The sequence below is a fragment of the Bacillus sp. UNC41MFS5 genome (genome assembly GCF_000686805.1).
Genome location: NZ_JMLP01000011.1, coordinates 262911 through 287532, shown reverse-complemented (window position 1 = coordinate 287532; position 24622 = coordinate 262911). Strand labels below are relative to the sequence as shown.

Annotated in this window: 23 protein-coding genes and 1 riboswitch; of the genes, 17 read left to right on the top strand and 6 right to left on the bottom strand. The window is 38.1% G+C overall.

Annotated elements, in window-relative coordinates:
* Positions 1-95: 95 nt before the first annotated feature.
* A riboswitch (TPP riboswitch) is annotated at positions 96-199 on the top strand.
* A 110-nt stretch (positions 200-309) separates the two neighbouring features.
* From tenA to BR30_RS0106265, 4 genes are read left to right on the top strand one after another with little or no spacing between them, the layout of a single operon-like run.
* The gene (gene tenA / locus BR30_RS0106280) at positions 310-993 is read left to right on the top strand and encodes a thiaminase II (protein ID WP_026564274.1); all 684 of its coding nucleotides are present in this window, start codon (positions 310-312) and stop codon (positions 991-993) included.
* Positions 990-1583 carry an ECF transporter S component gene (locus tag BR30_RS0106275; protein WP_026564273.1) on the top strand — a complete coding sequence of 198 codons (594 nt, stop codon included), beginning with the start codon at positions 990-992 and terminating at the stop codon, positions 1581-1583. The genes tenA and BR30_RS0106275 overlap by 4 nt, the downstream gene beginning before the upstream one ends.
* Positions 1567-3132 (top strand): ABC transporter ATP-binding protein, encoded by a 1566-nt coding sequence (locus BR30_RS0106270; protein WP_035445105.1) that lies wholly within the window; start codon positions 1567-1569, stop codon positions 3130-3132. Before BR30_RS0106275 ends, BR30_RS0106270 begins: the two co-directional genes overlap by 17 nt.
* Complete coding sequence (locus tag BR30_RS0106265) at positions 3129-3866, top strand: energy-coupling factor transporter transmembrane component T family protein (protein WP_026564271.1); 738 nt, start codon at positions 3129-3131, stop codon at positions 3864-3866. Before BR30_RS0106270 ends, BR30_RS0106265 begins: the two co-directional genes overlap by 4 nt.
* Positions 3867-3910: 44 nt before the next feature.
* Here BR30_RS0106265 and BR30_RS0106260 read toward each other — a convergent pair whose 3' ends face one another.
* From BR30_RS0106260 to BR30_RS0106235, 4 genes are all read right to left on the bottom strand, one after another.
* On the bottom strand, positions 3911-4300 hold the full coding sequence (locus tag BR30_RS0106260) for a VOC family protein (RefSeq protein WP_026564270.1): 390 nt from the start codon (positions 4298-4300) through the stop codon (positions 3911-3913).
* Positions 4301-4400: 100 nt separating this feature from the next.
* On the bottom strand, positions 4401-6260 hold the full coding sequence (locus BR30_RS0106255) for a bifunctional diguanylate cyclase/phosphohydrolase (RefSeq protein ID WP_231507636.1): 1860 nt from the start codon (positions 6258-6260) through the stop codon (positions 4401-4403).
* 153 nt (positions 6261-6413) lie between these two features.
* On the bottom strand, positions 6414-7010 hold the full coding sequence (locus tag BR30_RS0106245) for a DUF5317 domain-containing protein (protein ID WP_026564268.1): 597 nt from the start codon (positions 7008-7010) through the stop codon (positions 6414-6416).
* Between the two features lie 635 nt (positions 7011-7645).
* Positions 7646-8521, bottom strand: coding sequence for a processed acidic surface protein (locus BR30_RS0106235; RefSeq protein ID WP_026564267.1), 876 nt, complete (start codon positions 8519-8521; stop codon positions 7646-7648).
* A 470-nt stretch (positions 8522-8991) separates the two neighbouring features.
* On the opposite strand from BR30_RS0106235, the gene BR30_RS35145 reads away from it, so the two are divergent.
* The 3 genes from BR30_RS35145 (at position 8992) to BR30_RS0106215 (ending at position 11158) form a co-directional block, all read left to right on the top strand.
* Positions 8992-9327 carry a hypothetical protein gene (locus BR30_RS35145; protein ID WP_051633486.1) on the top strand — a complete coding sequence of 112 codons (336 nt, stop codon included), beginning with the start codon at positions 8992-8994 and terminating at the stop codon, positions 9325-9327.
* Between the two features lie 54 nt (positions 9328-9381).
* Positions 9382-10266 (top strand): RNA-guided endonuclease InsQ/TnpB family protein, encoded by an 885-nt coding sequence (locus BR30_RS35140; protein ID WP_269320600.1) that lies wholly within the window; start codon positions 9382-9384, stop codon positions 10264-10266.
* A 436-nt stretch (positions 10267-10702) separates the two neighbouring features.
* On the top strand, positions 10703-11158 hold the full coding sequence (locus tag BR30_RS0106215; RefSeq protein WP_231507641.1) for a MarR family winged helix-turn-helix transcriptional regulator: 456 nt from the start codon (positions 10703-10705) through the stop codon (positions 11156-11158).
* Between the two features lie 72 nt (positions 11159-11230).
* Here the strand turns inward: BR30_RS0106215 and BR30_RS0106210 are convergent, their stop codons facing one another.
* Positions 11231-11728, bottom strand: a complete 498-nt coding sequence (locus tag BR30_RS0106210; protein ID WP_026564265.1) for a CarD family transcriptional regulator — start codon at positions 11726-11728, stop codon at positions 11231-11233.
* Positions 11729-12026: 298 nt separating this feature from the next.
* Here BR30_RS0106210 and BR30_RS0106205 point away from each other — a divergent pair, with 298 nt between their 5' ends.
* The 3 genes from BR30_RS0106205 (at position 12027) to BR30_RS0106195 (ending at position 15485) form a co-directional block, all read left to right on the top strand.
* Positions 12027-13400 carry a DHA2 family efflux MFS transporter permease subunit gene (locus BR30_RS0106205; protein WP_051633497.1) on the top strand — a complete coding sequence of 458 codons (1374 nt, stop codon included), beginning with the start codon at positions 12027-12029 and terminating at the stop codon, positions 13398-13400.
* Between the two features lie 17 nt (positions 13401-13417).
* The gene (locus tag BR30_RS0106200) at positions 13418-13855 is read left to right on the top strand and encodes a universal stress protein (RefSeq protein WP_026564263.1); all 438 of its coding nucleotides are present in this window, start codon (positions 13418-13420) and stop codon (positions 13853-13855) included.
* Between the two features lie 403 nt (positions 13856-14258).
* The gene (locus tag BR30_RS0106195; RefSeq protein WP_026564262.1) at positions 14259-15485 is read left to right on the top strand and encodes a glycosyltransferase family 2 protein; all 1227 of its coding nucleotides are present in this window, start codon (positions 14259-14261) and stop codon (positions 15483-15485) included.
* Between the two features lie 175 nt (positions 15486-15660).
* On the opposite strand, the gene BR30_RS36525 is transcribed toward BR30_RS0106195, so the two are convergent.
* Positions 15661-15807, bottom strand: coding sequence for a hypothetical protein (locus tag BR30_RS36525; protein WP_155928452.1), 147 nt, complete (start codon positions 15805-15807; stop codon positions 15661-15663).
* 424 nt (positions 15808-16231) lie between these two features.
* On the opposite strand from BR30_RS36525, the gene BR30_RS0106185 reads away from it, so the two are divergent.
* The 7 genes from BR30_RS0106185 (at position 16232) to kduI (ending at position 24614) form a co-directional block, all read left to right on the top strand.
* A complete protein-coding gene (locus BR30_RS0106185) occupies positions 16232-17521 on the top strand; it encodes an ABC transporter substrate-binding protein (protein WP_231507635.1) in 1290 nt (429 codons plus the stop codon).
* A gap of 121 nt (positions 17522-17642) precedes the next feature.
* Complete coding sequence (locus tag BR30_RS0106180; RefSeq protein WP_231507634.1) at positions 17643-18578, top strand: carbohydrate ABC transporter permease; 936 nt, start codon at positions 17643-17645, stop codon at positions 18576-18578.
* Positions 18579-18581: 3 nt separating this feature from the next.
* The gene (locus BR30_RS0106175) at positions 18582-19475 is read left to right on the top strand and encodes a carbohydrate ABC transporter permease (RefSeq protein WP_026564259.1); all 894 of its coding nucleotides are present in this window, start codon (positions 18582-18584) and stop codon (positions 19473-19475) included.
* Positions 19476-19481: 6 nt separating this feature from the next.
* Positions 19482-20177, top strand: a complete 696-nt coding sequence (locus BR30_RS0106170; protein WP_026564258.1) for a DUF624 domain-containing protein — start codon at positions 19482-19484, stop codon at positions 20175-20177.
* Positions 20174-21913, top strand: a complete 1740-nt coding sequence (locus BR30_RS0106165) for a heparinase II/III domain-containing protein (protein ID WP_026564257.1) — start codon at positions 20174-20176, stop codon at positions 21911-21913. Before BR30_RS0106170 ends, BR30_RS0106165 begins: the two co-directional genes overlap by 4 nt.
* Positions 21891-23735, top strand: a complete 1845-nt coding sequence (locus tag BR30_RS0106160; protein ID WP_051633484.1) for a DUF2264 domain-containing protein — start codon at positions 21891-21893, stop codon at positions 23733-23735. Before BR30_RS0106165 ends, BR30_RS0106160 begins: the two co-directional genes overlap by 23 nt.
* A 48-nt stretch (positions 23736-23783) precedes the next feature.
* Positions 23784-24614 carry a 5-dehydro-4-deoxy-D-glucuronate isomerase gene (kduI, locus tag BR30_RS0106155; protein WP_026564255.1) on the top strand — a complete coding sequence of 277 codons (831 nt, stop codon included), beginning with the start codon at positions 23784-23786 and terminating at the stop codon, positions 24612-24614.
* Positions 24615-24622 lie beyond the last annotated feature (8 nt).

Below are 24622 nucleotides of genomic sequence, written 5' to 3'. Positions count from 1 at the left end.
TTGTTCTATAGGACGTTTGGTTTATTTTTATCCTTAAGATGTTAATTGATTGACAACATTAACCAGCGGGTGTAGAGTGAAGATTAAATTTATAGGAAGACCACTAGGGGAGCCGTTTGGCGGCTGAGACAAGAATAATCTTGGACCCTTTGAACCTGATCTAGTTCATACTAGCGTAGGAAAGTGGAGACTGTGTATGAATAGATACGATTATTCTGCCGCTCCATTTTTGGGGCGGTTTTTTCGTGTTTGAAAATTCTGTCTCTTCCTCTGGTCTCTTCCCGTAAAAACAATAAGGGGGAGAAATATATGAGTTTTTCAGCAGAACTAAGAAAAGAAGCTAATCCGATTTTCGAGGCAATTTTTGAGCATCCGTTTGTCCGAGGGATCGCTAATGGGGAGTTACAAAAGGAACAATTGATTCATTATGTGAAACAGGACTTTGAATATTTGAATTCTTTTATTCGCATCTATGGAATAGCGGTTTCTAAGTGTGAGAATCGTGAAGATATGGATATGTTTAATCAGCAGATTTCTTTCATATTAAACAGTGAAACCCATCCCCATAATAACTTTTGTCAAGTAGCCGGTGTTCCCTACGAGGTATTACAGGGATATCCGTTAGCGCCTTCTGCCCTTCATTATACGCGTCATATGCTTACCGTTGCTCATGAAGGAACATTAGGGGAAATTTTAGCCGTGTTATTGCCATGTCCGTGGACGTATTGGGAAATTGGGAAAAGATTATTGGCCGAGGTGAATCCAGATCGCTCTCATCCTTTTTATGATTGGATCCATTTTTATGGAGATCGGACCGATTCGATTACGACAAAATTCTGTGGCCTCATTGATGAGTGGGCAAAGGCTGCACCAGAGAGAGAAAAGGAAAATATGAAAGAGCATTTCTTACTCAGTTGTCAGTTGGAATATATGTTTTGGGATATGGCCTATAAACTTGAAGAATGGCCAGTGAAAATGGAGGCAGTGAAATGAAGACTTGGAAGATGAAAGAAGTCGTTCTTGCTGTGATTCTTGCCGTGGCCTGTGGAGTGATCTATTTAGGATGGTCGACACTGTGGATTCCCATTTCGGCTCTTGTGGGACCGGTGGGGGCAGGTTTTATGTTTGGCATTTGGGTGATTGCAAGTCCAATCGTCGCGTATATTATCCGCAAACCGGGAGCGGCGTTTATTGCAGAGGTGGCCGCGGCCGCAGTGGAGTTATTAACCGGAAGCCATTTTGGTCTGTCGGCCCTGTTAGTAGGTGTATTTCAAGGGATTGGTTCAGAAATCGCCTTCGCCCTATTCGGATATAAACGTTATAACCTTTTTACTTTAATGCTATCGGGTGCTCTGGCTGCCGTATTTGGAATCCTTTATAACTTAATCGCCAACGGTTTCGGTTATTACACACTGGAAGTATTTTTTATTACATTAGGAATTCATGTCATCAGCGGAATGATTCTCGGTGGCTGGTTAGCAAAGGTTGTTGTGGACGCACTAGCAAAAACTGGTGTGTTAGAACAATACGAGTTGATGAAGGAAAAAAGAAATAGGGAAAACGTCGATGTTCCTGGGATGTAAGGATCTTTCGGTTCGTTTTTATAATCGCTCTGAAAAAACTATCAGTAATATTACCTTGTCAATCAATCAAGGGGAGAAGGTATTAATTCTCGGACCTAGTGGGAGTGGGAAATCTACGTTGATTTCCACTCTTGCAGGGATTATCCCTGAGCATTTGGAGGCAGAGGTCAGTGGTGAAGTATTCAAAAGGGAAGATGCCGGAGTTATGTTCCAAGATCCTGATTCCCAATTTTGCATGCTTCATGTCGATGAAGAAATTGCCTTTAGTCTCGAAAACCGTTTGATTCCGCGTAACGAAATGGATCAAATGATCTCGGACTTGATGGAAAAAGTAGGGCTAACGGTAGATAAGAAAACACCGATTGAAACGCTATCCGGTGGGATGAAACAACGATTGGCGTTAGCGTGTTTGCTTGCATTAGAACCAGAAGTACTATTTTTTGATGAACCTACAGCTCAGCTCGACCCAGCTGGCCGGAATGAGATCTTTGGTTTATTGAATCAATTAGCACGCGAAACCGACCATACGATGGTCTTTGTCGAACATGTCCTTGACGGCTGCATCGAATGGATGGATCGAGTCATTATCCTTAATGAGCGCGGACGTATTATTGGGGATGGGAAACCAAACGAGATGCTGCTCCAATTTAATCAACAAATGAAAGAAGCGGGGATTTGGCGCCCTAAGTTGTTTCCTTACAAATGGGAGGAGGTCGTTCAAAATCCTTCGCACCCTCTATCTATCAAACTTTTTAATAGGGTAAAAACGAAGCCGCTCTTACAAGGGGATATTTTACTCCGTACCGAATATGTGGAAATTGGCTATGGGAAGAAGAGCATCGTAAGTGATATAGATGTAAAAATCCATAAAGGGGAATGGATTTCCATCGTCGGAGAAAATGGGAGTGGGAAAAGTACCTTTTTAAAAAGTCTGATCCGTTTGGAGCCGATTCAAAAAGGGAGAATTTATTTTCAGGGTAAGGAACTAAAAAAATGGTCAGATCGAGAACTGTATGAAAAAGCGGGCTTTGTTTTTCAAAATCCAGAACATCAATTCATTACTGATACGGTTTTTGACGAAGTTGCTTTTGGAGGTCGACAACGAAATTGGCCGGAAGAGCAGGTTCGTTCGAAAACCAGCCGATTGTTAGAGGAGTTTGGATTGGCACCGTACCAGGATGCGCACCCATTTACCCTGAGTTTAGGACAAAAACGGCGGTTAAGTGTGGCGACGATGTTATTGTTTGATCAAGCTTTGCTATTGCTTGATGAACCAACATTTGGTCAGGATGAAAAAACAGCTAGAGAGCTTATTAAACGTCTAAAAGAGAGGCAGGAACAGGGAACAACGATTGTCATGGTAACTCACGATATGGATTTAGTGGATGATTTTTCAGATCAGGTCATTCTCTTTAACAAAGGGAGAGTAACCTATCAAGGGAGCGCCGAGGGGTTATTTTCTGATTCAAGTAATTTCCGTGAAAGTGCGTTGATTCCACCACTCCATTACCAGTTGATACATGCACGAAAGGAGGGTGTTTTGGTATGAAGGCTAATGATTCATTCCTAGCTACTCTCAATCCAGCTTGTAAGTTGCTTTCTCATTTGGTCGTTATGTTTCTTTTAATGGCAATCTCCAATCCAAAGGTGACTTTTTTGATTTGGTTCTTTGCGCTATTGATTGGCATTTTTTTAGGCGGATGGAGAATGACATACCTTGTGAAAAGGCTTTTGCCTTATGTAGGTTTTTTTATTCTTATATGTTGGATGATGGCGGCTTTTGGAGAGGGAGAAGAGACACTTTGGAAATGGGCTTGGTTCCATGTTACGGTGGAGAGTTTAAATCATGGGTTAACCATCGCCTTACGGATGTTAGCGTTTGTTACGTATGGTTTATTATTCACCTCTACCACAGACATCACTTTGTTCATCATGAGTTTAATTCATCAATGTAAACTGTCACCTAAATGGGCGTATGGGCTATTAGCGGGGTTCCGCTTTATCCCGCTGTTCCAATCGGAACTAAACCAAATGAAGACGGCTCATAAAGTGAGAGGTTACAAGCAAAAAAATAATTGGAAAGCGTTTATGAGGTACGCTTTGCCACTGTTTACGCAAGGAATAAGAAAATCAGAACGAATAGCAATTGCCATGGAGGCGCGGGGGTTTACGGGTACAAGAGACAGAACCTATTACCAAACAACTAAACTAGCAGCGAAAGACTTTGGCTATCTACTTTCGTTGTTCTTCCTTGTAGGGGGGATTATGTTTTTTATAGAATAAATTAGCAGGGAGAAGTGTTCGCACGCTTCTCCTTTTTCCTTTTCTTAGAGGTCTGCCTGATCGACGTTTAGTTCAATGAGATTCCCATCTGGGTCAGCACAGAAGATTTGGGCAAAGCCGCTCATGCTCTTGGGTTTCTCGAGTAATTCAACACCTTTATCTTTCAACCAATTCAGCGTAGCATCGTAATCCTTCACTCTTAGGGCAAAATGGCCTTCACGGCTGCTTAGGCGCTTATCTTGGCGAATTGTTTGGGAGGCAGGATCGACGATGAGATGGAGCTGTTGTCCTTCTATATCGTACCAAGCACCAGGGAAATCAAAATTCGGGCGTTGGATTTCTTTTAAACATAGGATATTGCTATAAAAATGCTTGGATTGTTCTAAATTGGTCACCGATAGGCTCACGTGGTGGAGGCAATCATATTGGATCACGGTCGTCATCTCCTTTATAAATTTATTACCATCATACCATAGAGAAGGAGGACGGAATTATATTAAAAACCAGGCATTCAGCCTGGCTTAGGTCAATTTCTTAATTCACGATACTTGCGGCAACCTCTCTGTGCTGTTCGTCCCTCGAGTTATCAAACTCCTTGATCATCGCAATAAACGGTTCGATGAATTGAGGGTCGAATTGTTTGCCGGAGCAATCGCGCAATTCAGCGATCGCCTCTTTGAAGGTTTTTGTTTTTTGATAAGGCCGCTCCGTCGTCATTGCATCAAATGAATCGATCACGCAGAGAATTCGCGCCAGTTTCGGAATGGATTTCCCTGCTAGTCCATATGGATAGCCGTTCCCATCATACCGTTCGTGGTGGAGCTCAACCAGAGGAATCAAATCTTCTAATTTCTTATTTGTTGCAATGATTTCTTTTCCAAAGGTTACGTGCTTCTTCATCAATTCCCATTCATGAGGCTCGAGCTTACCCTTTTTATTTAGAATATCGCGCGGGATCTCAATTTTTCCAATGTCGTGGACAAGCGCGGCCAGGATTAGCGTTTTGCGCTCATGAACACTTAAGTTCAGCACCCGTGAGAAATCCACCGCATATTGATAAACTCGTTTGCTATGGCGATAGGTATAAACGTCTTTAGAAAGGAAAATTTTTAATTGATATTCAGCTTCCTCTATGTCTTTTTCAAGCGAAAGAGATCGTTGAACAGAGTATTCTGAATGTCCATTGTATATCTGAACAAGATTCTTTCCTTGGTTTTTCGCCGCATACATGGCTTTGTCGGCTTTGTTAAGAAGTTCTGAAATACTATAGGTCTCTTTTTCACATTCAGCAATCCCGGATGAAAAGGATAAGCAGCCGTAGGGCAGACCTTCCACCCCTTTATAGTAGGTGTCATTTACTTTTTTCCGCAATTCATTCATGAATGAATATGCAGTCTTTCTATCTGTATTTGGCATGATGATCGAAAACTCTTCACCGCCATAACGGGCAACGATAAAGTTTGCCGCATCGGAATAGGCTTTCAAAAGGGTCCCAAATTCCTGGAGCAGATGATCACCTTGGATATGGCCGTAAAGATCATTGTATTTTTTAAAATCATCGATGTCTAGGATGACGACGCTTAATGGCTGATCATTTTCCTTGGCAGCCGCTACTTCTTTTTCCAAAATTTCTTTAAAGTAACCGTGATTATTAAGGCTAGTCAGGAAATCTTTGTTGGCCTTTTCAGAAATCTCTTTAAATAAGTTGAAATGCTGTTTAAATGCTAAAGACAATAAAAAGGCAATACAGGTAAAGAGAGACAATCCGATTATTTCTTCCTTAATCATTAAAATAACAAGAACTAATGAAAGCATAAGCGTACTAAAATATGTGGCAATGGTCTCTTTTATAATATCCTTAAAGACATTGACTAAGCTTTCTGCCTCAGCAAGAATAAAATATATCCCAATAAGCAACACATTGACTCCAAAATAGATGCTTAACGATAATAAATAGGGTATCAAGTTATCTATGTGGATACTTCCAATTTCACCACCTGTAAAAGTGAAAGCATAATAGGAACCAATAATCATTAATGAATAGATTGAGAAATTAAAAACGTGTTTCCACCAAACAATTTTCCGTTCGGTAAAGGTAAATAGAATGGAATTTAGTAGTAATACACCCAAAGTTAAGTCTAGTCCAAATAAAAAAAGACTTGCCAGAAATATAGAAGAATCCATAGAAAGGGAATTACCCTTTGGAGGTAGCAATATAGGATAATGGTTTAATAGTAAAATGGATCCAGCTAAAGCAAAAATGATTAACCATTGGAACAAAGAACGATGAGGGAAATCATTAAGAGAAAAAAAGGTTATGAAACCAATCGTGGATACAAGAAAAAGATATTTATTTGTTGTTGTCTTTAATAAATGCATTTCCATCACTCTCATATATAAGATATAGGAGAAGTAAAACATTACTTCCCCCATGAATAAGCTATTAAACTAGTCTAAATCCAGAAGTTAAAGCAATAATGATAGAACCGATAATAATTGCATTGTAAAGAATTCCAGTTAATTTAATGCCTTTTTTTTGTTCATTTTTCATCTTTTTTCACCTCCTTTAAGGAGAGGAGGTGCGGTAACTTCTTTTTTTGCGACTGCATGATGAACCATCAAATACTGAATGAAAAAGAAGATTCCGATATTCATTATTATATCACCGATACTGATGATTTGGGTACGCGGGTAAGGGTCTGAGATGGGAATGACATCGCCCAAAAATCTGAGATAGGTTGAAGAGTTTAGCATTGTATGTTTAGCGTAAAAGCTGTCTTTGAGGGCTTCGATGTAACCTGGATCCAGAACTGCAGCCGCCTCTACTGATACCGGCATTCGTCCGCCGTTAATTACCATTACTAAAAAATTCAGAAATACACCAATTAAAATGAGGATAAATCCTGGGTTTTTGCGGTTCATAAATAAGAATAGTAAACCTAGTAAATAGACTACTATATAGATAGAGCCACTGATTTGTCCAAGAAATTTGCTGTCGTTTTGGAACATAAACACGGCTAATTCAACGACCAGCAGGAGAGGGAAAATCCAGCCCCACTTAAGCTTTAACTGCGCTAGTGCCCGTAGGTTTCCTTTCCGGAGGAAACCTACTATAAATGAAAAGATGATGCCGTCAAATACCATGATTGTTCCCCACCTATGCTAGGATGTATGAAATGTTTAAAAATTTTGTCAAGGTAAAATATTCCCATAATAATATAATCAAAGAAAATATTAAAATACAAGTGGTTATCGTGATGATTTTATGAATAATTTGTGTATTTATGAAGATATTTGAGGAAATAGAGACGAATTTCAACCGAAACTATCAAAATATGAGGAAATATAGGATATTTCCTGCGAAATATTTCCGCGTATTTCGACTATTTCCCACCACACTTAGCGAGAGAATCTTTATAAATCAATACTTGCAGTAGTTTCAATCAAACGTTTGAATAGTATAGTCTATAAGGTATTTAGTCGAAAGAAACGGGAAACTTGTAGGAAATGTATGGATTGAAATAAGTGGTGAAAATTTCTTGCCCGCTGTTTCTTATCTTTTTCTTCTTTTTTAAGTAAAGTACAATAGTCTTATAGTTGTATATAGATTATGAAAAGAGTTGCCACTACATAAAATGTTATTTTAAGAGAGTAAGAGATGCGAAATTGCTTGAATTTGAAGCAGTAAATAGTAAAAATTGCAAATAAAGCCGTTCTCACTTTTAAATGAGAACGGCTTTTCAGTCTAAATAAGTTGTGAAACATGATGACCTGTTTGGTTATTTTAAACCTTTTCGAGCATCTTCATACTTCTCTTCATGCATATGGTCTACATAATCATCTGAAATTTCACCTAAATGAATCATGTCTTCCCCATCTCCAAGAGCCTCCATTGATTCGAAAAACTCTTTAGGAATGTTAAAATCAATGAGGAGTTCCCCTGAAGTACTATAGACACTGCCAGATAAAGTACCTGGAGGTTCTTTCATTTTTAGTAAATCCTTTAATGTTACAGCCCGACCGTCAGCTTTCAAGGCCACTTTAACTTCATACAGTGCAATGGTTTGCTCTAATAATCGAACCATCTCATCAAGGTCTTCATCGCTTAGTTGGGAAGGATCTTCTACAGTCATTAAATTTTCCCACAGTGTATCGTTTGTTGCCATTTGGTCTAGTTGGTCTTTATTTTTTTCTTCTACTTCCGCTAAATAGTTGAAAAATCTCTCTGCTTCTGCTTCTGTTATGCCCGTATCCGATAATGCTTTTTCTACTTCCGCCATACTTTTATCGGCATTAATATAAAATTCAACTGTTGAATCCAAATCGTTGATAAACTTATATTCATTTACAGAGTCTCCAAAATGGTCCATTAACTCATTTAGTTCTTTTTCAGTTAGACCATATTTGGTTAGTAAATCCTGATAATTTTTCGAGTTAATAGGGGGACCCAAGAGTTCTTTTAGTCCTGCCATTGTATATTCATCTAAAGGAATTTCGTAGTAATCAATATACTCCAGAAATTCTTGTTTCGTCCATCCTATATCGGCCAAATATTGGTTTATTTCATTTTCAGACGGAGCTGCTTGAGCAGAGGGAGCGCTGAATAGGAATGGGAGTATAAGAAAGCCTATTAGCATAGCTTTTATTTTGACCATTAGTACCCTCCTTCTAATTGGTGCATTAATAATTTCCCCATTTTGAACGTTATTAGAAATACAAATAATTTCCAAAAATATGGTGCATTATTTTCTAAATATGTCATAAGGACATTCCCTTAATCTGTATAAAACACTTTGTATCATCTGATTGCTTTGAAGTAAACAATAATAATGTACTTAGGTAGATATCGAATGAATAATGAAAGTAACTCTTTACATAGGATCAATGTTTTTTGGGGACAAACTATGTTGAAAAAGGCTAAATTATTTAGTTGGATTGTTGTTGCAGTTGCTATTCCATTTGTATTTTTACTATACGGCATCGCTTTTATCAAATAGTAGCGTAAAACCCCTTTCTTCAGAAATGGGGATATAAGCCATATTTTTTCTTTTTACTATCAATTACTATTCCCTAGTAGTATAATGAGTATATAGAACATACGTTCTTATCGGGAGGTGAAAAAGAAATGGAACCTCATAAAAAGAGCATGAAAGAACAGAAGAAAAAAGAATCCAAAGGAGATATTGTCATTAGGAAATTTCCGCTTCGTTTAACCAGCGAGGAGAGACGATTTGTCGATACTTTACGTAAGGAAGCAGCGAATCTGTGGAATGATTGCTTAGATCTCCATTGGTGGCTGTATGATGCCTATCAGGTTTGGACAAGTGCATCTGAAAAAAAGCAATGGTACAATGCCACCACACATAAATTACACTCGCAAACAATACAATCGATCATCGAGTTACATGAAGAAACGTGCAAAAGAACAATGGAGCTACGGACAAAAGGTGAGAAACAGTGACGGTACCCTTGGAAATACAAAAAGTTTTTTTCCGTAAAATATAAAAAAGCAGCGATTAAATTAGCTTGTAAAAAGCTCAGGTTTAGCAATGGAAAACAACAATCCCCCTTAGTGATCCCTCAACCGAAGCACATTGATTTCCATACAATAAAAAGTGCCGAAATCGTTTGGCACAAAAATCAATACTGGATGCATCTAGCAGTGGAAGTACCAAAACAAAAGCAGGTTCAAGGTAAAAAGGAAGCCGGCTGCGACTTAGGAATCATCCATGCAGCCGTTTTAAGTAACGGGAAAAGTCACCTCATTGTAACAGGAAAAGAACTTCGCTCGTTACAGCGCTACAGAAACAAAAGGTTGAAAGAGTTTCAGAAGTTGATTAGCCGGAAGAAGCCAGGTTCGAATAAAAGGCAAAAACTCATTTTGCGTAAACGCCGTTTTTTAGAAAAACTGGAACGGAGAATGGAGTATTTATTGCATTCTATTTCGAAAATGATCACCGATTGGTGTGTGGAAAACCAAATTAAAACACTCTATATCGGAACACCGGATGGTGCTCAAAAGAATACGAAAAAGAAAAAGAAAACCCGTAAAGAGATTCGTCAACAATTGTCCAATTGGAGTTTTGGGCAATTAATCGAAAAAATAAAATACAAACTAAAACTTCGGGGAGGCAAAGTCCAACTTGTGGAAGAGTCCTATACTTCCGGCACGTGCCCTTCATGCGGAGAATTCCACAAACAATGGAATCGAAATTTCCACTGTCGGTGCGGCTCGGAAGGACATCGGGATGTAGTAGGTGCCATTAATATCTTGGACAAGTCTGTAAATAATCGACTAACGAAAAATCGGGATCTACCTAAAATTGAAGATACAAAGTATCGCCGAGTTCTTTTAGCTCCCATTGTCTCGCACAATGAAGCTAAAAGGGCAGTGGCGTAGTGCCTATGATTGGGCTACGGTATGTGGTTTTTACTACATATCGTAATGAACTGGAGAAGTCGTAAGATCTGGAGGCCCTGGCCGACAGGCCGCTTTGATGAAGGTTTAAAAAAGAATCCCCTGGATTTATCCATGGGGCGAAGTCAATTGGAATATATTCCTTTTGGGGATTATTGCGCTAATAAGTAGGGACCTGGAGTTTAAAAATTAAGTAACAAAGAAAAATGCGTTCTACTAACCGTCCTTGCAGTAGATAAAGAGGAAAATAAAGGCAAACCAAAGATGACAAAAGAAGGTTCATTAGTGTACATGATTTATACAGTTCAAGCTATAAAAAGGTCATTCTTTTGAGGAGGGCTTTTTTTGTAGTTTTTTCATGCATTCGTCGTAAACCAAATTGACAACCAATCCCTGTTTTTGTATAGTAGTGGCGAAGATGATGATTGGAGTGAATCGTTTGATTTCGAACTCTGAATTACAACATTTAGACCTTATCGACCTATTAAGTGAACGCCATAGTTTGGTCCGGAAAATCTCGGAGAAAGCATGGAACGACCAAAGTGAGATTTATATTTCCAATTCTGAATGGTATATCATGGCTAGGATTTATAAAAAACAACCTAGCATTTCGTATGTGACAAAGAATGTAGAAATTTCTCGTCAGGCGATCCATAAGTTTATTCAAAAGCTTTCGGAAAAAGGATTAGTTGAAATCCAAAATGTTGAAAACAACAAAAAAGAAAAGTGTATCCAGTTAACGGCTTTAGGTGAGGAATGCTACGAAAAAAACGCGGCACTTAAAGCCCGGCTTGAAAATAAAATTGCAGAAAAAATAGGTTCTGAGCAAGTGACTATGCTTAAAGAACTATTAAAGTTAGATTGGGAAATATAAATATAACAGCTGCTAAATATTCAAAAACCCCTGCGTCGCTCATTTAGTTGAACGACGCGGGGGTTTTTCTTTTCATTCTTTTATCAATCGCAATACCAATTCTTGTATTTCCTCATAAGAAGTGTTCAATGATAGCGCTAATTCTTTAAATAGTAAATTTTGTATCGTGTTTAAAAGTTTATTGTCTTGCTCGTATAGTTTTTTGCCATGAAGGGACGCTTCCATTTTTTTTCGCATTAGTGTATTGATTACTCTCGCAATTTCTTTTCTGTTACCTGTATTAACAATATTTGAATATAAATTGTAACGTATTTTTGGTTTGTCATCCCATTCGATCCCTGAATATGTGAAGGATTCAAGTATTTCATGGGCTTCCACTTTCTGGAGTGGTTCAAGCATGACTACTTTATCCGTATTAACAGGAATAATGATCGTCAATTGCCGATCATTATCCATAGGATGCAATTCATAATAGGTTCTTGTCGTTCCTGAAACGGTTTTCTCGCAAATATCATCAATTTTGCAAATGCCATGTGCGGAATAGATGACCAAATCTCCAATATTAAACATTTGTTCACTCCCAATCAATAACGTCAACTAAGTTGATAATAACTCATTTAATTAATTTTGTCAACTTTGTTGACAATTAGAAAAATTCTTTGATATAGTTAACGAATTGTTAGTATCAGGGGGTGTACTACGGCAGGACTTTTGCTAATCATCATAATCGTTTTTTAGCAAAAGGGAAAAAAGGGGTAAGAGAAAATTTTAATATAAGGGGTTTTAATAAGTGAATGTACAAACTGCTCAGAATCAACGAATCAAAGCAGATTCCGTGGTGAATCATCAAATAAAAACAGGCCCGATCATGGCAGCCCTGTTTGTTGCAGGCTTTGTCGGACTTTTTAGTGAAACAGCCTTAAATATTGCCTTAGGAGACTTAAGTCAAATCTTTCGTGTGAATGCAACGACGATCGGCTGGTTAGCGACAGGATATTTCTTAACATTAGGTATTTTAGTACCGGTAACCGGTATTTTGATGCAAAAATTTACCACTCGTCAAATGTTTTTGACGTCTATCTCACTATCCCTAATCGGGACCATTTTAGCAGCCATTGCACCTGTATTTAGTCTGTTATTGGCGGCACGTGTGATCCAGGCAGCTGGGTTAGCGATTGCTCTACCGTTAACACAAAATGTTATTTTCACCATCTTCCCTCCCAATAAACGAGGCGGCGCGATGGGGGTTATGGGCTTAGTTATGTTAGCTGGTCCAGCCTTAGGTCCAACCATCGCCGGACTTATTTTAGATACATTATCCTGGCATTGGATTTTCTGGGTTACCTTACCGTTTTTATTGTTCTCTCTTATGTTCGGGATCCTCTATTTACCAAATGTTAATGAGGTTCGTAAGGTTTCCATTGATGCCGTATCGGTTGTTCTTTCGACAATTGGATTCGGTGGGGTCGTGTACGGATTCAGTGTTTCTGGTGATGCCGGCTGGACGAGTGCAACAGTCCTTGGATCAATCATCATTGGATTTGCTGCACTGATTCTTTTTGCAATCCGTCAGACGAAAATGGAGACGCCGATGCTAAATCTAATAGCATTCAAATACCCTCTATTCGTTCTAGGTGTTTTTATGACATTCATTACGTTCTTTAATATGTTGTCCATGCTTGTTATCTTACCAATGTATATGCAAATGGCGCTGCTTATTGCTGCTTTTACAACCGGCCTTATCCTGCTGCCGGGCAGCTTGCTTAATTGTATATTAGCTCCAACGATTGGTCGTTTATTTGATAAATATGGTCCGAAAGCGGTCATTACTCCCGGGACCATTTTAGTCGCGATTGGTTATGTATTCTATTCACAATTTGGGTCAGACACGGCATTATGGATGATTGTGGTCACACATATTGTCATGATGTTAGGGATTGGAGCGGTGCTTGCTTCGGTACAAACGAACACGCTCAATTCGCTTCCGAAACAGTACTATCCAGATGGAATTGCACTTACTCAAACACTTCAACAAGTTGCCGGAGCTATTGGTATTGCGGTGTTGGTATCGATTTTTTCAGCTAGAGAGAGTAGTTACGCGGCGAGCATTGCTCATGAATTACCACAGGCAGCAGCAGCGGGATCTTCCGTAGTGTTTACCATTAGTTTAGTGCTAGCGGTGATTAATGTTGTCTTGTCATTATTTATCAAAAGTCCTATTCATCAAAAAGCCAAAGCGTAGAAGGGAGATTGAAACAAATGGCCAATCATTATAAAAGTATTGTTGTAGCTGTCGATGGTTCAAAAGAAGCGGAATACGCATTTCGTAAATCCATCGATGTGGCAAAACGAAACAAAGGAGCACTCGTAACCATCGTAAACATCATCAATACTCGTTCATTCGAGACGTATGATCGTTCCAGTGTTGAACGTGCCCATCAGCGATCAGAGGAATTATTGAATCGTTACAAGGCACAAGCAGATATCGAAGGAATTGAAAACGTAAAGGTAGTAATCGAATATGGTTCTCCCAAAACGCATATCACTAAAGAGGTTGCAAGTGTAGTAGAGGCAGATTTAATAATCTGTGGTGCAACCGGGCTAAATGCGGTTGAACTTTTCTTACTAGGTTCCGTATCGGAAGCGATTGTACGTACTGCGAATTGTGATGTATTAGTTATTCGTACACCGGAATGATGAAGTAGACCACGGTCCCGGTCTGTTGACAAGTGATCCAGCTGCCATTATAGGCAGTTTTTTTTATGGAGCGAACTGGAAGGTTACTTGGGTAAGCAAAAGATCTTAGAAATGTGCAGCAAGCTAATATTTTTTTTATGTTAAGTAAATGTAAAGTTTTGTTCTTGTCCAATTCGAGGTTTATTGTTCTGACATACGATGTAATATCTCTTAATTAAGGTGGTGATAGACTATATCAGATAGATGTGGTGTTAATTTTGCTAATCGTGGTGCTTTCCATCCTATTAATTATTTTCGGTATATTCTTTCGTTAAGTACTAGTAATAAAATAAACGGAACAAAGTAAGCCGAACTGCATTAATTGTTCGAAACTATAGGTTCACAAGGAGGAAAAAGTAGAAACATGGAAATTGAAGTGACGGTCATCATGCCTTCATATAACCGCTATCCCCTTAATCTGCTTAGTCTTTATGCGTTGGAAAAACAGTGCTTTGATTTATCCAAAATGGAAGTGATATTGATTGATGATGCCTCTACCGACCAGACCCCAAAAATAAAGGAATACTGTCCACCCTACCATTTTCAATATATTCGTAATCGTACTAATGTTGGAGTTGCTGCTTCAAGAAATATAGGACTTAGGCATGCGAGGGGAGAAATTATTATCATTTTGGATGCAGAAACCATCGTTTCCCCTAACTATGTTACCCTTAACCAACAGCATCATCTCACTAACGATAAATCCGTTGTTATTGCAGGAAGCAAGCGGGGGCGCATTTATACTTATTTATCCCCGGATTTTACTGATAATCAAATCAACTCGATTTATAAGTGGAGTGAAAGGAATTCCCTCTTCAACCAACGCCTTAAAGAGGTACTATCGCAAGAACCGACACTTAGTAACTTAACGACTCATATCAGACATTTACAAGAGCCCCAACAAGTGGTTAAGAGGGAGGATATTGATGATATAAACAATTTATGCTCAATTGTAAAATACAGAAGTTATGCTCATCATTTATTAAAATACCTAAGTGAACATTTTTATAACAGCCCATTGCGTTGGATGGCTTGCTTAGGTTTTCTTTCTATTAAAAGAAGTTTTATGGAGCAAGTCGGCGGCTATGAGGAGAGTTTCAACGGATGGGGACCCGAGGATGCTGAGTTTGCTTATAGGTTATATAAGGCCTCTGCTAATTTTATTATCGAAGATGATTTAGAAACGTTTCATCAAGAACATCCGCCGTCAAAAACGAAGGAGGAGGATATGAACTTAAATCGTCTGTTGTTTCAACAAAAGCACCCGGTTCTTGATGTTTCCATTAGAGCGCTGCACTCTATTCATCCGACGGATTATGGACTCATGGAAATGATTATATTAGAACATCAATCCCTTAATGCAAGTTTTCCTTATGAGTTTCATGAATTTAACCAAGCAATCATAACGTTACTTCTTCAAATTCGTATAAATATTGCAGAAAACCGTCCCCCTGTTAACCTAGTTCAAGATACCAGGTTCTGCGACGACCTGATTGCAATGGAACGTATCCTGATCGAGAGAGATCAAATACAATCTTTTGGTAAATACATTCATCTTGTTTGGTTGTTCGATAAACTGAGGACGATCTAAAAGGATAGGATTGTAAAGAGCTATCCTTCCTTATTGAATTTATGAGTGCGAGAGTTAAAGATCCGGCTGTCATTCTTGGCGGCTTTTTCTTACATAAGAGTATTTTATGTGATTTTAATATTAAATAGTTTAAAAACTAGATAATAAAAAAAGACTGTAGTGTGCAGCCTTAATATTAAGAACATTCATCGCAGCAATAAACATTATGACCGTTTAAATCCTTTTCTATATAAATGAAATAAGGTTCATCTTGGTCAATTGGAAGTCCGCAGTGTACACAAAAAATGTGGCCTTCACAAGGTTGATTGCCTTGTTGATCCATCCTATCACCTCCTAAATTGATATTGATTTTAGTAATATTTAAATATTATTTTATGCAAAAAATAGAGAAAGGAATTTACGAATTTACTAGTTTTTTTATTTATTTTATTACCGGTGTGCAGATGCGAGGTCTCCTTTTTCTGGCTCCTCGAACCGTCCCCGTGGCATCTCTTTAAAAGGAACTTTGTCTATTCCCAGGATGGGAATGACAAAGTTCCTTTTTTGCATAAAAGTCAAAATATTCATATAACCGGTAAAATTAGTCTTATAGTATGGGCGAGATAATTTGATAATCTTTAACTTGTAAAGGCTTTCAATAATTAATCCTTGATAAGGAGTTGATCAGTTTAAGTTCAGACAAATGATTTTGCTATAAGTGCAGCACTGTTACAAAGTAAATGAATTAAAAAAAGTGGGGGTAAATGATGAAAAAGAATCTCGCCTTAATATTAATGTTCATACTTATTCTTAGTAGTGTAATGGTGGGTTGTAGTTCGGATAAAACAGCATCCAAGGAAACAAAAGATGGAAAAACTACCCTGAAAGTAACGGTTTGGAACTATGATACAACACCTGAATTTAAAGCATTATTTGAAGCCTATGAAAAAGCAAATCCAAATGTAAAAATCGAACCAGTTGATATTGAAGCAGCACAATATGATCAAAAATTAACAACAATGTTAGCTGGTAATGATGATTCAGATATCTTAACGATGAAAAACTTAATTGGCTATTCAAACTATGCTTACCGCGGACAATTAAAAGACATGACTGAATACGCAAAGAGTTTAGATGGAGAGAAATATCTAGGAACATTGGATTATATGAAAGATAATCAAGGAAAAATCTTTGCATTACCATATCGGAATGACTTTTGGGTACTTTATTACAACAAAAAACTATTTGACCAAGCAGGCGTAAAATATCCTGAAAATTTAACCTGGGATGAGTATAAGGAAACAGCAAAGAAATTAACTTCTGGCTCTGGTGATACAAAAGTATATGGTGCTTATAACCATGTATGGAGATCTATTACTAATGCTACTGCAGCAGCTCAAGAAGTAGGTAAGCCTGATGCAATCATTAAAGGAGACTATAGCTTCTTAGCCAATATGTATAAAGTTTTCAGAGGGATGCAGGACGATAAGAGTGTACTAGATTATGGAACGGCAAAATCAACGAACACTACGTATGCATCACAATTTGAAACGGAAAAAGCCGCAATGCTTCCAATGGGTACTTGGTATATGGCTGGTGTTCTTAATTCGAAAAATGGCGGTAAAACAAATGTGGATTGGGCTATTGCTCCACTGCCACAAACGGCCAAAGGCGAAGTTAAATCATGGGGCTCCCCAACAGCTTTTGCAGTAAATAAGAATGCAGCACATAGCAAAGAGGCTGAGAAATTTGTTAAATGGGCTTCTGGTGAAGAAGGTGCAAAAGTTGTTGCAGGCGTTGGTGTAGTTCCGGCTTATCGTACAGATGAAATTAATAATGTCTATTTTAATGTTGCTGGTATGCCAAGCGATGAACTTTCAAAGAAAGCATTTAGCCCTGACTTTGTAAATATTGAAATGCCAATGAACAAAAATTCTGCAGCCATTGATCAAATTTTAGGGGAAGAACACGACTTAATCATGATCGGTGAAAACAGTATTGACAAAGGAATCAAAACAATGGGAAAACGTGTTAAATCTGAAGTGTTAAATAAGTAGATTAAATAGGATGGGACAAAAATTAATAGGTTTAGAGCAAATGACTAAATCGTAGCTTTTGTCCCATTTTAAATACCTTTTTTGAAAGGGGAGAACCGCCAAATTAATAGGGTGGGACAATATGATTAATCCAAACACAAACATGGTCGTTAATGCTCCTGAAATTAAAATTGTATCCGAAAAGAAACGGAAAAGAAGAAATACATTAGTTGCCTGGTCCTTTATCGCCCCGAACTTCCTTGGATTCTTTATTTTTACATTAATCCCTGTGGTCGCGTCCTTCGTGATTGCTTTTATGAAATGGGATGCCTTTTCAGCTCCTGAATTCATAGGATTAAAAAACTTCATAACCATGATTCATGACACAACGTTTTGGATTTCCCTTTGGAATACAGTCTACTATACCATCGGTACCGTTCCATTAACATTAATCTGTTCTTTGCTATTAGCGATCCTACTCAATAAAAAAATCCGCGGAATCGGCACATTTCGTGCAGCGATCTTTTTTCCGTATGTTACATCCTTAGTAGCCATTGCGGTTGTATGGAATATGTTATTTCATCCTGATATGGGACTAATCAATGAATTTTTACGGTGGATTGGAATTGATCATCCACCGGGATGGACTTCTTCGTCAAAATGGGCGATGCCAGCGATTATTATTGTCAGTGTTTGGCGTGGAATGGGCTACTATATGGTCCTTTATTTAGCAGGATTGCAGAGTATACCGAAAGAATTATATGAAGCTGCGAAAATTGATGGTGCGAATGTTTGGCATGAATTTAGACATATAACTTTACCCATGCTTGCTCCAACCACGTTCTTAGTATTAATTATGTTAACGATTTCTAGTTTTAAAGTATTCGATTTGATCCAAGTCATGACAATGGGTGGTCCAGGCCGTGCGACAAACGTATTGGTATATCTCATTTATAATCAAGCTTTTGTAAAGTATGACTTTGGTTATGCTTCTGCCATCGCGTTAGTATTATTCGTCATTGTCTTAGGAATCACGATTGTTCAATTCCGAATTCAAGAAAAGAAAACGGACTATTAGGGAGTGAAAACATTGGATGCAACAGCAAAAAGCCCTGTAGATGCAACAGCAAAAAGCTCTGGAATGTCTCAAAGTACCAAGAAAAAAATAGGGAATACCATCACATATCTCTTTTTACTTCTTTTATCTCTGTTGGTGTTAATTCCTTTTTTCTGGATGATCTCATCCTCATTAAAACAAGATAATCAAGTTTTTAGTGTTCCAATCCAATGGATACCTACTAAGCCGCAATGGAATAACTTTGTAGAAATCTGGCATCAAATCCCACTATTCACATTCTTTAAAAATACCATCTTTTTAAGTGTGGTCGTTACCTTTATTCAGGTACTGACTAGTAGTTTTGCAGCTTATGGTTTTTCAAAGATGAGATTTAAAGGAAGAAATGCACTTTTCTTAGCGTATATTGGGACGATTGCAGTACCGTGGCAAGCTTATATGATTCCACAGTTTATTATGATGCGAGAAGTGCACTTAACCGATACATTATGGTCGCTCGTTCTATTACAAGCATTTAGTGCATTTGGTGTCTTCTTGATGAGACAGTTCTATATGAGTATTCCTGAAGAGTTAAGCGAAGCGGCCCGCGTCGACGGATTGAACGAATATGGCATCTACTTCAAAATCATCTTGCCATTATCTAAACCAGCCCTTACGACCCTAATCGTGTTAACCTTCGTCAATACTTGGAACGATTACATGGGACCGTTTATTTACTTAAATTCAACAGAAGTGAAAACAATTCAGTTAGGTTTACGTATGTTTGTCACTTTATATGATGCACAATATGCTCTGATTATGGCTGCATCTCTAGTATCGATTATACCGATTACCATTATATTTATTTTTGCCCAAAGATATATTATTGAAGGAATAGCAACGACTGGTATGAAAGGCTGATCTTACATGTTTCGAATGAACCTGTCCCATTTTCAATATGCTGCCATTTTTAATTATGGTTATTGGTTTTTGATGTTAAATTTGTATTTTGCTATTGCTAATATACCCTTTATCCTGGCACTGTCTACTTTACAATTTGTCCCATCAAACATGATCTATTACTTTATTACGCTTATACCAATGGGACCTGCGTTAGCAGCATTACTCGCAGCTCTTAATAAAATAGTGGTAGAAAAAGATATTAGTGTGACAAAAGATTATTGGCATTTTTTTAAGGGGAAATTCGCGGAGTCGCTGCGTTTATGGTCGATCACCTTGGCACTGTTATTCATTTTAGCGATTGATATTGCGGTGTTTATGGATAAATCAGTATTTGCTATTGTTTCTCCCTTATTTATCATCTTATCCATCCTATTATTAAATATGGTTGTTTGTGGACTGGTGATCATGGCAAAAACGAAACATTCATTAAAAACGCTGTTCATCTTGTCATTCTATTATTCTATTAAAAAATATTATATTACCTTTTTAAATACGATATTGGCTTGCTTTTTTATCTTCATATTATTAATTAAACCCGTTTTTGCCTTCATGGTATTACCAAGTTTCATTTTTTTCTTGATTGTGCGTAATAGTTCATTGATTTTACGAAATGAATCGAGCGTTAAAGGGATTTTACTTAAAGGAAGTGCCAAACATTGATACCTGTTGAGGAGTATTTCTCCAACTTTAGTGTAAAGAAAAATTATACTAAGCCTTTCCAAAATCAAGTAGAAAAATATATTGGAGAATTAACAAGTGAGGGAACGCTCCTTTTACCTAAGTTAGAAGGTTACCTCGCATACTTAAAGGATGGCAATCGCAAATTGCTAGAGGATGTATATTTTAAGCGCAGAAGAGATGCTGCATCTTTAGCCCTTTATTTGCAATGGGGACATTGTGAAGAGAAACTTCCACTTTTTGAGGAGATTCTCTTCTCCATTTGTCAGGAATATAGTTGGGCGTTACCAGCTCATATTCCAATTAGTGAAGATAAAACGAGATATATGGATGCCTATGAGACGGTTGATTTATTTGCATCGGAAACGGCTCATTTTTTAGCAGAATGTACGGTTCTTTTTAAACATAAATTAAACCCGGTATTACTGGATATGATCAAAACAGAAATTCAAAAACGGGTATTAACTCCATTTGTCAGTAAGGAATGGAAGTTTGAGAGACTGACCAATAATTGGAGTGCGGTTTGTGCCGGTTCAATTGGAATGGCAGCTTTGATCTTAGAGAAAGACCAAGAAAAACGCGGTCTCATCTTACAAAGGGTAGAAAATGCGCTGGAATGTTTTTTACAAGGGTATGGAGATGATGGTGCCTGTGTGGAAGGAATGGGGTATTGGGTTTATGGTGTAGGGTATTACACCTATCTTGCAGATATGTATGAACAAGTGGAAGGGAAAAATTTATTTGCCGCTCCCAAGTGGAAGGAAATTGTGACGTTTCCTTTAAAAGCTATGATGCCTTCGGGAAATTATCTGCCTTTTTCAGATTCACCTGAGAATGTAACCATTCCTTCTAGCCTTAATGCTTTCTTTTATAAAAAGTTTGGTATTGTCCCCTCAAAAGAAAGTACGGTTACGGATTTCCACTTTGATCACTGTTATCGCTGGGGCCATCTAAGCAGGATCTTGTTTTGGAGCAATGAGGAAGTAATAGATTCCTATCAAGAGTGGAATGGTGAGTTTATTTTCGATGATGCTGAGTGGGCAATAGTTAAACGACCCAATCTTTATTTTGCTGCAAAAGGCGGGAATAACGGTGAATCTCATAATCACAATGATTTAGGACATTTCATACTAGGTGATGCCCAGGGATTAATTTTTGATGACTTAGGTGCGCCAGTGTATACAGCCGATTATTTTGGTGAGAAAAGATATGAGTTTGCCCATACAAGATCGTATTATCATTCGGTCCCGTACTTAGATAAAGAGGAGCAAAGGGAGGGCCTAGACTATCACGCGGAGATAATAGAGATTAGTCAGGAACCGAAGCATTTCTCTGTGAAGTTTGCTCTTCACGATGCTTATCCGAATACAATGGAACTTTCATTTACACGTTCCTATACGATATTGCCTGATGAACGTGAATTAACGATTCAGGATGTATTTACACAGCCGATACCATATGAAACACACTTTATAACGAGGAGAAAGCCAGAAATTCAATCAGGGACTCTTTCTTGGAATCATGGACAATGGACTCTCCATTTTGATAAGGAACTATTTACGGTTGAGCTTGAAGAGTTAGAATTAAAAAACCATTTTAATGAAAATGAAACGGTCTACACCATCATTTTCATTTCAAAGGATCACAAAAGACAAGAATTTACGCTAAAGGTGACCTGGTTGGAAGGTGAAAAAGATGAAAAAGATGAATCATGTTGAAACGATAAAGGGAACGAGCAGAAAAGAGTTAGTAGATCTATTAGAAAAATTGCTAGACCCACTAATCGCGCATTTTGACAGCGAAGGTCCTGGGGTGAAGTTTGATACGGGCGGTACGCATTACAGTGAAACAACCCGTCAAATGGAAGCCTTGTTTCGGCCGCTTTGGGGAATAGTTCCATTACTTGCCGGGGGGACTGAATATAAAGAACTCGAGAGATATATTGCTAGACTTAAAGCGGGTATCGATCCAGAACATCAACATTATTTCGGGGTAACCCATCATTATGATCAACGTCTTGTTGAAATGGCCGTTATTGGATTAGCTTTATGTATTTGTGGTGAAAAATGGCTGAGTTTCTTTAATGAAAAGGAACAGAAACAGCTGCATGCCTGGTTAAATCAAATTAATGATTGCGATATACCGCGTAATAACTGGCTCTTTTTCCGAGTTTTAGTGAACCATGGTTTTCGTCTCAATGGCTTGGCCTATAATGAAAATCGATTAGAGGAGGACTTGGAGACCATCCATTCCTTTTACCGTTCAGAAGGCTGGTATGTAGACGGATACCCTGATCAAATAGACTATTATGTTCCTTTTGCGATTCACTTTTACGGTTTGGTTTACGCAAAAACTGCGTGTGAAGAGGATCAGCATGCAAGAATTTTTGTGGAACGGTCTAAAGAGTTTGCCCAATCTTTTGCCTGCTTCTTTGATGGGAATGGGGCAGCAGTCCCATTTGGCCGGAGTATGACCTATCGTTTTGCCCAAGTAGCATTTTTTAGTGCAGCCATTTTTGCCGAAATTGAAGTCCTGCCCTATTCAGAAATGAAATGGCTGGTGGTGGAACACTTAAAGCATTGGATGAAACAATCCATTTTTAGTCATGATGGTTTGCTGACAGTTGGCTATTACTATCGAAATCAAGTGTTTACGGAAGGATATAATGCGTTTGGCTCCCCTTATTGGGCCTTGAAGGCGTTTTTGTTATTGGGATTGCCTGAAGAACATCCTTGTTGGTCCATTCCAGAAAAGTCACCAGAACTTCCTAGCAAAAAGCTAATCACTCCAGCACGAATCTTAGTGACACGAGATCAGAACAATAGACAAGTTCAATTGTATACGGCTGGCTTACATTGTGAACCGCATACCCATTGTGATGCGAAATATGAAAAGTTTGTTTATTCAAGTGTGTTTGGATTTAGCGTTTCTAAAGGGCAGTTGAATTTAAGGCAAGGTGCTTTTGATAATACTCTAGCCGTTAGCTTAGACCCTGAAAGATACTACAAAATGCGCTATGAAAAATCCGACTATCAAGTTACGGAAGACTATTTACTAACAAACTGGCATCCATTTGAAGGGGTAAAAATTAGAAGTATTATTGTTCCATTTACGCCTTTTCATTTCCGGATCCATAGGATTGAAACAGATAAGACGATTTATCTTGCAGATGGAGGCTTTGCGCTCGGCTTTGATATAGATGGTGTTCATATGCAGAAAAAAATGGTGACTGAATCCAATCAAATTAAAGTGACGAATGATGAGCATCAGGTTGGTGTGATTGATTTTAGTCATCATTCCGAACTGGAATTTGTATTTGGTGAGCCGAATTCCAACATCATGAAGGATCAAACCTATATCCCGACGGCAAAGGATAAAGTGGAAAAAGGAAAACATTTACTCATCCATGGATTTTATGGGAGTTTTATAGACGATACCATTCTAGCAGCCAATTGTAATATAGAAGAAAATGAAATTATCTTAACAGTTGGTCAAGAGAAGGTTACCATTCCAAAGAGTCTATTAGGTGTAGATATCTGATACGTTCATCTATGGAAATTTAAATACATGAAAAGGGAGAATAAAACAATGGAAACACGTTATGCCAATCATCCGCGAGAAATTAAAAGATATACGACCGAGGAATTAAGGAATGACTTTCTTGTAGAAACCATTTTTGAACCAGGAAAGGTTCATTTAACTTATACCCATGTAGACCGGATGATTTTTGGCGGAGTTACTCCAGCCCCAAATGAATTAACGATTAATTTGGATAAAGAACTTGGCGTAAATTACTTTCTTGAACGCCGTGAACTGGGAATCATTAATATCGGTGGAGCGGGTTCTGTTGTTCTTGATGGAGTTGAATATGATATGGAGCTTCGTGATGGCTTATATGTAGGAAAGGGAACAGAACAAGTTTTGTTCCGCTCTAAAAATCCCAAAGATCCTGCCAAATTTTATATCAATTCTACGCCAGCCCACCATACCTATCCAACGGTAAAAATTGATATCAAAACTATTAAACCACTTGAAGCGGGAGAACCAGGGACATTAAATGAAAGAAAGATTTATCAATACGTACATCCAAATGTTTGTCAGTCCTGCCAGCTTCAAATGGGATTAACAATGTTATCCCCTGGCAGTGTGTGGAATACGATGCCTTGTCATACTCATGAACGTCGTATGGAAGTTTATTTGTATTTTGATATGGAACCGGATACTCGTGTATTCCACTTTATGGGGCAGCCTGACGAAACTAGACATTTAGTCTTGAAGAATGAACAAGCTGCTATTTCTCCGAGTTGGTCAATCCATACAGGTACAGCAACAAGTAACTATACCTTTATATGGGGGATGTGTGGGGAAAACATCACTTATGATGATATGGACCATATAAAGATGGAGGAATTACGATAATTACTGGA